The organism is Sulfobacillus thermosulfidooxidans DSM 9293 (assembly GCF_900176145.1).
Taxonomy (GTDB): domain Bacteria; phylum Bacillota; class Sulfobacillia; order Sulfobacillales; family Sulfobacillaceae; genus Sulfobacillus; species Sulfobacillus thermosulfidooxidans.
In genome coordinates, this window is sequence record NZ_FWWY01000001.1 from 394,756 (window position 1) to 406,445 (window position 11,690).

Consider the following 11,690-nt stretch of genomic DNA (forward strand, 5'->3'; position numbering starts at 1 on the left):
GCATCCGAAGTTCAAGACATGATTTGGTCCATCCAAAATGGAAACGACATCTCGATGTAACAACCATAGCGTCTTAAGATCCGAAAACGTCACATAAGGGGGAATAAGTGGTGAGACATAAATGGTTATCTGTGGTGACCGCCAGTGGAGTACTAAGTTTGATTATCGCAGGGTGTGGCCAAAGTCAGGCCCAAGGCTCTTCAGGACATCCTACCGCACAAACCGTGGTCGATATCAAAACAGCCATGGTTAAGGGGCATAATGAGCCCGTTCTAACCAATGCCAAAGGGGATACCCTTTACTATTTCACCAAAGACACCGCTTCTCATTCTGCATGCACGGGGAGCTGTGCGCTGATTTGGCCTCCCTTATTGGCTAAAAACGGAATTTCTGCTCCCGCGTCCATTAAAAGTCATTTTTCGATACTTCACGATCCTAATGGTCCTCAGGTGGAATATAATGGGCACTTGCTTTACCGCTACTCTGGCGATACGGGACCTTTACAAACTCATGGAGAAGGGTTATTTGGCGCCTGGTTTGTCGCTACACCGCATCTCGGTCAAACAGGATCCCAGATGAGCTCACATTCGCCGTCAATGATGTCTAATTCCCCGTCGTCCTCGTCCTATTCGTATCCATCCTCATCATCTTCATCGTCCGGTTCCGGTTATGGCTATTAAGAGAAGACCTCTTTGCTAAGAAAGATGGCAGGCTAACATCCTCTACAGGGTGCCGACCTGCCTTTTTCGTTTGAGATCTCGATCGTCTGAAACACTCGTTAATCTGAGGGACGGCCGTGATTCCCCAAGGAGCCGTGTTCATCACACAGACTAACTCCCTTATCCCACATTGCTTCACGTGTCGCTTTGATCTCTTGACCATTTGCTGATATGTCGGTGTAAGGGATTTTTCTTCAAGATTCTTCACGCAACGTTAAAGAGGTGACTTGAGCGGATAACAGCCGAATTAAGGCGTGAGGATCCACAAAAATCTGCAGCCCTCTTTGCCCAGCGCTGATGCTTATAAAGTCCAAGACCATAGCCGAATCGTCAAGATAACACGGATAAGATTTTTTCATGCCCAAAGGAGAAACGCCTCCCCGAATGTAGCCGGTTAACACCGGGAGGTCTTTGGTCACCACGAGCTCAACATGCTTATTGCCACTAATGCGTGCCAGCTTTTTCAAATCAATTTGTTCATCTCCTGGCACCAAAGCCACTAATACTCCGGTGTGATTGCCCCGCAATACCAGCGTTTTAAATATAAAATGGGGCGCAATATCTAATTTTTTGGCAACGGATAGGGCGTCGATTGCATCCTCAGACCATACATATTCATGTAAGGAATATGTAATCCCAGCTTTATCCAATATGCGACATGCAATGGTTTTTTTGGCCACTGACCATTCGCCTCAATCGAAAAAAGTCAAAAAACAGATTACCGTCTTAGTCAACAATGACATAAGCTTCATAACAAATCGGCCATCTTTGATTCACCGAGATGCCCTGAGTCATCCTCTTGACATTCCCTTGAAAACGGCATCGGGCAAAATCCACGGCGTCAAGGAACTGTTTAAGTGAATGGTATACTTTTCATAGAGAACAACACAAGAGGTCGAGTGCTAAGAAAACGTCATGGAAATCGAGTAAGAAGGCACAGACCGGGATATTGTTAATCGCTACAAAACTTTTGCACACAGTTACGAGGAATGATCATATCAAGTTAGGAAGAAGGAATTTACACAAAAATGGAACTATGGCCGCCGTTTGAACAGATCACGCCAGATATGATTATAACGATGAGTGAAAAGAGGCAAGAGCCACCCTGGCTGAGAAATTTCCGCTTGAAGGCGTGGGAACGATTAACCTCGGATGCTGTGGCCCCATTTTGGCCTTCAATGGCACCTATACCCTTTGCCATGCCGCCGAGCCGTCAAGAAATTGCCGCGTATTATCAACATTCTGACGAAGCAGACCTGGTCTATCAACGCCTTAGCCAAACGTTGTCCGACTCAGGCATCATTTATGGGGATTTCTATGACGTGTTACAAAAACATCCGGACATGATCCAGCAATATCTCGGATCTCTCATTACTATTCAGGACAGCCCGTTATCGGCTCTTAACTCCGCGTTTTTCACCGGGGGCATGGTGGTTTATATTCCGGATCATGTCCATTGTCAAGTCCCGTTAAGCTATTTTCGTGCCTTCTCCAATCCTGGGCAAATTGAACGCCAATTAATTATTTTAGGGACTGGAGCCAGCGCCGAATTTGTTGAGGGACGCCCCTCATTAGATTACGCGCTGCATCACATTGTGCTGACGGAAGTGATCTTATCAGAAGCTGCATCACTCAAGTACACGGCTATCAAAAACTGGGATAGTCACGTGAATACGTGGGTAAAAAAGCGCACACATTGTGCTAAAGAGGCGCACGTAACTTGGGTGGAAGGACATTTCGGAGGACAGGACACACGTGAATGGACAGAAGTTATTTTAACAGGCGAACAGGCGCGTTGTGATCTGGTCAGTTACTTGTACAGCTCTTCCTCCCAACAGATCTCATATGTTCCCCGGATTATCCATGACGCTCCCCACTCATCGTCCCTTCTCACCGTGCATGGGGTAGCCACGGGCAATTTGCAGATAACCGGAACACAAGATGTCTTACCGCATGCCCAAGGGGCTGTCATCCAGCGTGATCTTTTGGCATTAAAATCCGGACGTGCCCAAGTGACTTTATCTAATCCGAGCATTATCGCAGAGCCAAGTGCAGAAATCACCGGCAATGATTTTGTCGTGCAACCGTGGAATCTTACCGATGCTCATCAAAATGGGCGGCCCCTTGAGATTGCTCAAAGCTTTTTATCCCATCTTCCCATGGAGTTCGCGATCGAAGCGCAACGGTTAATCAATCAAAAATCCCGCCAGGACGTTCCGGGGCGTTAATCCAACATCGCCCCGGCCGGCAACCGCACTCGGTCTAGTAAAGCTGCAAGTTGGTGTCCATCCCACAGTTCGATACCCTGTTGTGTTGCCAGATCCCAGCTTTCGCTGTCATAGCTTCCGACCGTGATAAAGAGGGCACGCTCCATAGCTTTTTGCTTTTTCAGCGATAGTAATTGAGTGATGTCGGCTTCATGAACAATACGATTTTTGACCTCTAAATACGCCAAAATTCGCTGAGAACCGCCAGAAAAATGGTGCAGTTCGAGCCATGTCTCTCCCTCACACGCTCCTTGATAGCCAAATTTCGCAAATAAATGCCGAATTACCCGGCAGAATTGCAAGGGGGTCATGAACTCACAATCGCTGATGGTGATATATCGTCCGGTGTCCTCTGGACTTTCCGATGCCGGCCCATAACCTAACACACGCGCTTCCAGTCGTTTAATCAACATATCTAGATAAATGCGGTCCACTTTAGCTAAATGGAACGTCTCGGCAATCAATGCACTAACCGCCTCAATTTGAACTTGGGTTAAAGGGGTTCGTTGCTTTTCCAACAACCGGGTCACCACCGGTTCGATTTTGGGCCAGTATTGATCGAGTAATTGACGGCGCAACCGCTGCATTTCTTCAAAGTATCCCAAGTTCTTCACCAATCTCCTTGTCATGACCGTTTCTTTGGGCCATGACAAGGATTTGGCTCCTTCTCTCCTTTCGCCTGCGCTCACGCGCCTCTTCAGGGTTTTCATCCCTCACGGCCTCAAACCTTTGAAGATCAAGAAAAAATCAGCATTACCCAGTTGGATATCTCCCGGTACCTTTTGACTCATTTGGGTCTTTCCCCGATCACCTGAGTCAACACGAAGGCCAGAACGAAGCTTTAGCCCATCCCAGATTCAGTCTAGAGGTTATCCCAGTCCCCTACAAGCCCTTGGGCGGGGAATAATCCGATCCCACCACAATTTTAAAGTCCCACGGGGTGGTGTGATAGGCTGTAAATTCTTGTTGATTGGGTCCCAGCATGCTAGCAATTTGGTTACCTAAATACCGGTCCCCTGTGGTATTTATTAGCACAGTTCGGTGATGGTTGTGATGATTAGCCCATCCTACTGGCAACACGGTATATCCTTGTTGTTGAAGCTTCTGTGCCAATTGTTCTGCCGGTCTTAAACTCTTCGTTCCGCTTTCGACTTGGAACACCACGGAATGTTTTTGTTGAGGGGTCAGATTGTCCCCCAGCAAAACATTTTGAATCAGAAGAGGTGTGAGGTGCCGGCTCCAATGCCAATAACTCAAAGGAATATGCATGTAAGGGTCAACATGCGTGGTCGCATAACCAGGAATCGTGGCATACCGCACAGAAGACAGTGAAATGCTTTTAGCAAATAGTCCCAACGACAATAATTGCCCTGTCGATAAATTGGTATAACTGAGTGCCGAAATCAAATCATGCGCCAAACGAGGCCACCGAGGAATTTCCTGGGGTTGTAGAAGTTGTGCTGCCATGTCCCGCAACACTTGTTGTTGTTGCTGAATCCGGCCTATATCGCCCTGACTCGTATTTCGAAAACGAACAAACTCGAGAACTTGCTGCCCGTTTAAATGATGGACGCCTTTTTTGAGGTCTATGCCAAGAGGTCCGCCTGGCTGATAGACTTCATTTTGGGGAACATCAACGGTCAACCCTCCCATGTCATTGATGATTTTGGCAAACTGGAACAAATTTAAATACGCATAATAGTCCACCGGAACATGAAACGTGTTTTCAACGACCGCCACCGTTTCACGAACCCCACCAAAAAAACTGGCTTCGGCAATCTTGGTCTTCCCGACAGGAGGAACTTCAACGCGAGAATCCCGAGGAATGGATAAAACCCCCACCTGTTTGGTGGCCGGATTTATTGAGACAAGAATCATGGTGTCCGTGCGATTGCGCGCATCCTTGGCGGTAATATCATGGTGATTTGCGGTTTCCAAAGAACTTCCAAGCAACAAAAACGTCACCCGGTGTGTAAATGGATACGCGGTATAATGGGCATTTTTTGAAGAAACATGAGCCGTAGCTAAAGCATGCGTTGGATGTTCGATAAACATCCCGTACACAATCGCAGAGGCTGCCACACCTAGCACCCCGATACCGACCAGATACGGCCAGATCTTTCGATGTTTCCGCGACTTGCGGCGACGTGACTCCATAATTTCTGTCAAATCCTTCCTTTCCGGTTCCGGTCAGTTTGTCTAATGTGCGCTTCCCCTACTAAGGCGGGAGTCAAAGAGGGCAGGACTCCTCGCCTTTTGACTTCTTCTCTTGCCTTTTAAAGGCCACGCGTTAACCGGTAAATCAAGCTTGGCTGGGACAAGGGGGCTGATAGCATAAGAGGAATTGACCAATGTTGAGAACCTGCAGTAATCGACAAAGATCCTGTTTGCCCTCCACTCCAATGAATACGTTCTTGCACATGTTCACCGGGCCACATGACAGTCGATACAGATTGATTCGCGATCAGGGAGACCGAATGGGTCCAGGGCGCCTGAATTCTCCCTACCACTTGACCTTTTTGCACTAACGAGACCGGTTTTAATTGCGCTGTTAATTGATTGATCAAACTGACTCCATCATTGAGCGCCGATTGTAACTGGGGTAATTGCTTTGTCCCTTGTTGTCCCAAGACCGCACCAAATATCGTTACCGTGTGAGAGCCAATGGTTCGCGGTGCGGAAAAAACAAAGCAACCACCGGCTGCCAAGGTGGAACCGGTTTTAACTCCCGTTATTCCATCATGCCCGACGACATAGTTAAAGTTTTCGATGGGCCGAGAGCTATCAGGCCACGAAATTTGCGGCATAGCCACAATTTGTCGAAACACGGGAATTTGCATGGCTTTTTCGGCGATGATCGTTTCATCCCGCGGTGTGCTGACATTCCCAGGATTTAAACCACTTGGCCCAACAAAATGGGTGTGATGCAACCCCAGTTTCTTGGCTTCTTGATTCATGAGCTGGGTAAAAGCCTGGGACGATCCGGATACCCAGTTGGCGGCAATATGTGCGATATTGTTGCCGGATGCTACAAGTAGGCCTTCCAGAATCTTGCGCTCCGACAATTTTTCACCTTGAACAACCTTCGCCACCGATTGTTGGCTTAAGATATCCTGCTGATATTCATGAACATCATGTGCGGTAATGGTTACCGACGGACCTGGGCTATAGAGCCCCAATGGATACTTTTGTAACAATAAATAAGCGGTCATCATTTTGGTCACACTGCCAACAGGAATCGGCTGATCCGCTCCGGCAGCCCCCACTTCGCCGCCGGGACTCACCGCTAAATAGGATTCGGGACCACTTGGCCAGTCCATTTGCAATGATGCCGTCATATGTGGGGGTGTGAGCGTTGACGTCAAGGTGGCGGCCCCTACGGGTCGCCCGATTTGTATCCCTAATGCCCCAATCACAACAACACCAATACCCGCCAAATATGTCCATTTTGCCACAACGATCCCTCTTTCCTAAAAATCGACAAGTAATTAAACAGAATTCCACAAATAAAAAACGCCCAGGATGTTCCCTGGGTTACACTTTTGTGATGTTGTTGCATCAAAATGCTGTTAGACCGTTGGGATCTGTTTTTTCGCGGTCAGCACAATAGCCACGCCCACAAATACCGCATACACGATAAGCCCCATGATGATGACAACAGGCCATGGGAAGTGACCGTAAGTGGCTAAGATGGTTCCCGCTACAGCAAAAAACGTGGCGATCATGCCCCAAATTGCCGTGGTCGTATAAGCCCGCACCCCTTGATGACCTGAAGACAAATAAATAAAAATCAAAGACGTGAGAAATACCGCAGGAAATCCGGACAAAATTCCGGACAGAAACGGAGCGGCCCGGGTTACCAGACTGACCGAGACGACAATCAATCCCCCAATAATAAAGCGAATGATTGACACCATCATGATGCCTCCTCCATAAACTCTAGAAGTCTAAAGCGATTGCATAACCGCAACCGTTAAACCCGCGACGGTTCCCCAAAACAATAGCAGCGATCCAAAAGCCCAATGGAAGCGCTGATGCTTGAAAACGTATGGCGCAATGAGTGTGACCGCCATTCCCGCAATTAGCGAAACACCTCCACCCATGGCCATTTGGCGAAGAATCCGGTCTAAATGAGGACCATTATGCGCCATGGCTCCCACAATTAAAGCCGATGTAAACACCGCGGGAAATCCCGCCAAAAATCCTCCGGCTTTCCCACCCACTTTTTTCGTCAGCCAGGTTGCAAATGACACGGCAAAACCACCCATTAAGAACTTCAATACAAGATCCATGAGCCCATTCACCTCATAATTAAGACTACAATGAATCCCTTATGTCGTCTAAGACGGTTTTGTTATAATTGTGTATAGGAAAAAACTATGGATAAGAAAAGGAGGCGATGACCGATGGAGCTTAAACAACTCGAATATTTTGTAGCCGTCGCAGACCATAAAAGCATCACGAAGGGTGCAGCCAGTCTCTATGTGTCCCAACCCACCATTAGTCAACAAATCAAGCTACTAGAAGAAGAGTTAGGCCATCCTTTGTTTATTCGCCACGCGCAAGGCGTCGAACTAACCGATGATGGCGCCACCCTTCTTCGCTATGCGCTTCGCGTGTTACAAAATGTTGATGATGCCAAAGCCGAAATTCAAGGGGCCGCGTCCTCGCATGGAACCATCGCCATTGGCGTGTTACCTACCCTCACCCGCTCTATACTTCCCACGGTCATTCGCCAATATCAACGAATACATAAAGACATCCAATTTGCAGTGACAGAAGGTAGTTCGCAACGCCTGTTAAAATCTATTACAGCGGGCGATCTCCATCTCGCTTTAGTCGATTTACCCCTAAGCGATCCCCTCTTAGCTGTCGAAACTCTGTGGACCGAAGAGTTAATCCTTATCACGCCCCACGCGATGCCTATGCCGCCAGGTCCCTTATCATTAGAACAGGTCCGTCACCTCCCTTTTATTACGATGGAACCCGGTTATGGACTTCGAGATGCGTTATTTCGCATGGCCCAAGCTCGCGGTTTTAACCCCCACATCGTTCATGAACTGACCAGTATTGGCGCCATCATTGGTTTTGTGGAACATGGTTTTGGGATTAGTGTCGTACCCGAACGGACCGTGGAATTAGAAATTCAATCTCGCCGCATCGGTTTCGTGCGCCTAGCCCAAAGCAATACGCGAGACATTGGCATGATTTGGCGCGCCCATCGGCGCTTACCCGATCCGGTCCAAACGTTTTTGGCATTTCTGCGCACCTATGGATGGCAATCTAAGTAACATTTTGAGAGGTTTTGGGAATTTTTCTCCTAAATCTGTGAAAACACGTGATAAATGGTCATTGCACGTGTCAAATGGTTCTATTGAGTAATAATTGGTCTCTACATATAATGACAAATTTATCGTTATTTCGTATAGTGTGTCCGACTCCACGCGCCGAATCGTAATTTTTGTAATTACGTACGGGGGATTACTAGGATTTTATCCTAGGGTGAATCGTTTGCCATAACGGGCAAATGTAGGGCTCCTTCAGCCCGAACCACAGAACTAACCTCGAAGGCAATATCCGAAGGAAGGGAGCCTATTTCTTGAATCTTTTACGGTCAAAAAAAGTCGCTGCGAGCATTGCAGTAGGCTTATTGTCTGTGCCTGCGGCCATGAGTATGTTAACTGTGTCGGCATCATCTCCGTTGACACTCGCATCTGCCAACACCAGTGCCGCCCCGAAATTTTTATCCGCGCGTTTTTATACCGTGCAACCTGGGGACACATTAAGTGGTATTGCATATCGGTTCCATACTTCCGTTGCGACACTAGTCGCCTTAAATCACATTAGTAATCCTAACGCGATTTATGTCGGACAAGTCCTGCGTATTAGCAATGCATCGTCCAGCACAGCCTTAGGTTCGGGAACAACGAGTGCTTCTCTCACTTTTGACACCGCCCGTTCTACCTACACAGTGCAGCCGGGCGACACTTTAGGAGCGATCGCGGCCCGGTTCCATGTTACAGTAGCGGAACTGGTAGCATGGAATCATATCGCGAACCCCAACCTCATTGCCGTCGGACAAGTTCTCGTGATTGGTTCAGCATCGGGTTCGACAAGTTCTAGCGCGAGTCCCGCATCTTCTCCTGCCAGTTCTTCCTCGACAACATATACGGTTCAAGCCGGCGACACCTTGGGATTAATTGCCCAAAAATTCGGAATTTCATGGCAGACTTTGGCTTCATATAACCACTTGGCGAACCCCAATGTTTTATATATCGGCGAAGTCCTCCAAATCCCCGGTAATGGACAAGCCTCATCGAGCGCCACGGTTCAACTCCCTGCTCAAAATGCGTCAGTCAGTTTTGGCCAGGCTATTGTGAATACCGCGGAACATCTTTTAGGCATTCCATATGTATGGGGCGGAACGACGCCAGCGACGGGATTTGATTGTTCGGGACTGGTCTACTATGTTTTCCGGCAAAACGGGGTGCCCATGCCGCGCACAAGCTGGGCTCAATATTCTTATGTGACGAAAATCGCCAAATCGCAATTGCAACCCGGCGATTTAGTGTTCTTTAGCACGGATGGTCCCGGTGCATCCCATGTTGGCATTTATATTGGAGCCGATCCGGCCTTAGGTTATTCTCAGGCCTTTATCGAATCTCCAGAACCAGGACAAACGGTGCGCGTATCAAACCTCAATAGTCCCTATTATCTGGATCACTATTATGGCGCGGGCACTGTAAACCCGTAATCTGAATACAAATCTCGGACGAAGACTTCGGTCTTCGTCTATTTTTTTCTTCATGACAATCCTTGGGATATTTCCTTTTCCTCATGGTCAATCAACCGGTTATTCCCCCTTGCAAAGCATATAATGAAGATGTGTTAACACAAGAATAAATAATGTTAACCCATTCACTTTTGGTACTTTATGGTAAACGCCTTTGCTTCCCTACTCAAGATCAAAAACGTCGTGCATTTCATTTACCGGATCCCTATCCAATACCCAGGAGCATAAGATAAACTGTTTTTGAGACGAGAGCATCGTAGATGAGAGGGAAGGAGAAAAACATGGGAAAAACTTTTGATAAACTCCTACCGGAGCATGAAGCCTTTATTTCCCGCCAACCTATTTTCTTTGTAGCCACTGCTCCTCTCGCCGCCCAAGGCCACGTCAATCTCTCACCCAAGGGATATGACGTGTTTCGGATTTTTTCTCCCACGCAAGTTGGCTATCTTGACCTCACGGGAAGCGGTAATGAAACCGCTGCCCATATTTTAGAAAATGGGCGTATTACTTTCATGTTTATGGCGATAGATGGGCCCCCTCAAATCCTGAGGTTGTATGGAACGGGATATTCTGTCCATCCCTCTGATGCCCAGTGGCCGGAACTTTCTCCGTCCTTCCCCACTCACTATCCGGGCATCCGTCAAATTATCATGGCAACCATCCACCAGGTCAGTACCTCTTGCGGTTATGGAGTCCCCTATTTATCGTATCAAGGGGATCGGGACACCCTCTCACGGTGGGCCGAAGCCAAAGGGCGAGACGGCATTATCCATTATCAACAAACGAAAAATCGTCACAGTTTAGACGGGCTTCCCACAAATATTTGTCCGGAATAAGGCGAAAATACCGAATCAATTGTCGCAAAAAGCAAAATTTCTACGAGTAGAAAACGTGACTTTGCAGAGTGGAATACGGAACCGGAGTTTTAGTCGACATAACCAATCACGCCGCGCAAAGCCTTGAGAACGCGTTCATAGTGCCCAGGATGAAAGGCATCTGCAGGGGGCAATTGGTCCATCGTGAACCAACCTGCCGCCAGAATTTCTTCAGGTTGGGGTTTAATGGTTCCACCAATTTTGTGACCGCGAATGACAATGTGATATAGATGGTGAGAAACAACCCGCCGGTCCATCCAATTATCAAAAACGCCAACGACATTGTCGGGCTTCATATGAATACCCGTTTCTTCTTCGACTTCCCGAATCACAGCACGACTCGGACGTTCACCAACCTCGACTGCGCCTCCGGGCAATGCCCACTTTTCTGTATCTTTGCGCTGAATCAGCAAAATCGCGTCCCCATTAATCACCGCCCCATCGACCCCAACTTTAGGCGTGACCGGCGTGATCTCACTTAACAACGGAGCATCTTCAGGTAATCCGCCTAATATGCGGGCTAATTTGTGAATCCGGGCATAACGAGCTTGATCGTAAACATTATCGGCATAATGTTGTCCGTCAAGCGCCAACGCTTCAAGAATTTGGCCAATTCGAGCGGGTGTGAGTCCCTGATCTTCATTTTTCACGACATATCCCCCCATGACCAACGAGAAATGGCCACCTGTTTCCCTATTTCCCTTACTGGGCTCACCTTATTTTAGCAATTTCTCGAATGGGGTGAAAAAAGCGCCTATCCGCGCACACGCGCATCGTGCAATACGCGTTCCACCATGCGTTTTAACACTTTAATATTATCGGGGACCGTCACAATATATGTACCTGTCTCGTCATATCCGATGTATTCCATCGATTGCGCATCATATTGCAAGGCATGGGCCACAAAGTATTCAACGTATGTTTTCGGACATTGATGTCGCGCCTTTAACCGCATAAACAGTGCAGCCGACATTTTCCCGATAATGTCCACAGCGATAATAGGCACACCTTCGCAGGTTTGAACCCCTAATTTCCA

13 protein-coding genes and 1 riboswitch are annotated in these 11,690 nt (G+C 47.8%); of the genes, 5 read left to right on the top strand and 8 right to left on the bottom strand.

Annotation, left to right across the window (positions count from 1 at the left end; all coding sequences use genetic code 11):
- The first annotated feature begins 110 nt into the window (after positions 1 to 110).
- On the top strand, positions 111 to 680 hold the full coding sequence (locus B8987_RS02115) for a COG4315 family predicted lipoprotein (protein WP_020376294.1): 570 nt from the start codon (positions 111 to 113) through the stop codon (positions 678 to 680).
- A gap of 233 nt (positions 681 to 913) precedes the next feature.
- On the opposite strand, the gene ybaK is transcribed toward B8987_RS02115, so the two are convergent.
- Positions 914 to 1,399, bottom strand: a complete 486-nt coding sequence (gene ybaK / locus B8987_RS02120; RefSeq protein WP_020376295.1) for a Cys-tRNA(Pro) deacylase — start codon at positions 1,397 to 1,399, stop codon at positions 914 to 916.
- Between the two features lie 348 nt (positions 1,400 to 1,747).
- On the opposite strand from ybaK, the gene B8987_RS02130 reads away from it, so the two are divergent.
- Positions 1,748 to 2,947: a SufD family Fe-S cluster assembly protein gene (locus B8987_RS02130; protein ID WP_020376297.1), complete on the top strand. Its 1,200-nt coding sequence runs from the start codon at positions 1,748 to 1,750 to the stop codon at positions 2,945 to 2,947.
- Here the strand turns inward: B8987_RS02130 and B8987_RS02135 are convergent.
- The 5 genes from B8987_RS02135 to B8987_RS02155 all read right to left on the bottom strand — a co-directional run bounded on the left by B8987_RS02135 (position 2,944) and on the right by B8987_RS02155 (position 7,278).
- A complete protein-coding gene (locus tag B8987_RS02135) occupies positions 2,944 to 3,639 on the bottom strand; it encodes a restriction endonuclease (protein ID WP_020376298.1) in 696 nt (231 codons plus the stop codon). The two genes, B8987_RS02130 and B8987_RS02135, sit on opposite strands and share 4 nt — an antisense overlap.
- 229 nt (positions 3,640 to 3,868) lie before the next feature.
- The gene (locus B8987_RS02140; RefSeq protein ID WP_020376299.1) at positions 3,869 to 5,143 is read right to left on the bottom strand and encodes an LCP family protein; all 1,275 of its coding nucleotides are present in this window, start codon (positions 5,141 to 5,143) and stop codon (positions 3,869 to 3,871) included.
- 119 nt (positions 5,144 to 5,262) lie between these two features.
- The gene (locus tag B8987_RS02145) at positions 5,263 to 6,441 is read right to left on the bottom strand and encodes a D-alanyl-D-alanine carboxypeptidase family protein (RefSeq protein WP_020376300.1); all 1,179 of its coding nucleotides are present in this window, start codon (positions 6,439 to 6,441) and stop codon (positions 5,263 to 5,265) included.
- 114 nt (positions 6,442 to 6,555) lie between these two features.
- Positions 6,556 to 6,906 carry a DUF3147 family protein gene (locus B8987_RS02150; protein WP_081503436.1) on the bottom strand — a complete coding sequence of 117 codons (351 nt, stop codon included), beginning with the start codon at positions 6,904 to 6,906 and terminating at the stop codon, positions 6,556 to 6,558.
- A 27-nt stretch (positions 6,907 to 6,933) separates the two neighbouring features.
- Complete coding sequence (locus tag B8987_RS02155; RefSeq protein ID WP_020376302.1) at positions 6,934 to 7,278, bottom strand: DUF3147 family protein; 345 nt, start codon at positions 7,276 to 7,278, stop codon at positions 6,934 to 6,936.
- Between the two features lie 114 nt (positions 7,279 to 7,392).
- Between B8987_RS02155 and B8987_RS02160 the strand changes: the two genes are divergently transcribed.
- The 3 genes from B8987_RS02160 (at position 7,393) to B8987_RS02170 (ending at position 10,615) form a co-directional block, all read left to right on the top strand.
- Positions 7,393 to 8,277 carry a LysR family transcriptional regulator gene (locus tag B8987_RS02160; protein WP_020376303.1) on the top strand — a complete coding sequence of 295 codons (885 nt, stop codon included), beginning with the start codon at positions 7,393 to 7,395 and terminating at the stop codon, positions 8,275 to 8,277.
- 144 nt (positions 8,278 to 8,421) lie between these two features.
- A riboswitch (cyclic di-AMP (ydaO/yuaA leader) is annotated at positions 8,422 to 8,574 on the top strand.
- An 11-nt stretch (positions 8,575 to 8,585) separates the two neighbouring features.
- Positions 8,586 to 9,740 carry a C40 family peptidase gene (locus B8987_RS02165; RefSeq protein WP_020376304.1) on the top strand — a complete coding sequence of 385 codons (1,155 nt, stop codon included), beginning with the start codon at positions 8,586 to 8,588 and terminating at the stop codon, positions 9,738 to 9,740.
- A gap of 320 nt (positions 9,741 to 10,060) precedes the next feature.
- Positions 10,061 to 10,615 (top strand): pyridoxamine 5'-phosphate oxidase family protein, encoded by a 555-nt coding sequence (locus B8987_RS02170; RefSeq protein ID WP_020376305.1) that lies wholly within the window; start codon positions 10,061 to 10,063, stop codon positions 10,613 to 10,615.
- 89 nt (positions 10,616 to 10,704) lie between these two features.
- Here the strand turns inward: B8987_RS02170 and B8987_RS02175 are convergent, their stop codons facing one another.
- Both B8987_RS02175 and B8987_RS02180 read right to left on the bottom strand, forming a co-directional pair.
- Positions 10,705 to 11,304 carry an NUDIX domain-containing protein gene (locus B8987_RS02175; RefSeq protein ID WP_158026957.1) on the bottom strand — a complete coding sequence of 200 codons (600 nt, stop codon included), beginning with the start codon at positions 11,302 to 11,304 and terminating at the stop codon, positions 10,705 to 10,707.
- 104 nt (positions 11,305 to 11,408) lie between these two features.
- Positions 11,409 to 11,660 carry a hypothetical protein gene (locus B8987_RS02180; RefSeq protein WP_020376307.1) on the bottom strand — a complete coding sequence of 84 codons (252 nt, stop codon included), beginning with the start codon at positions 11,658 to 11,660 and terminating at the stop codon, positions 11,409 to 11,411.
- Positions 11,661 to 11,690 lie beyond the last annotated feature (30 nt).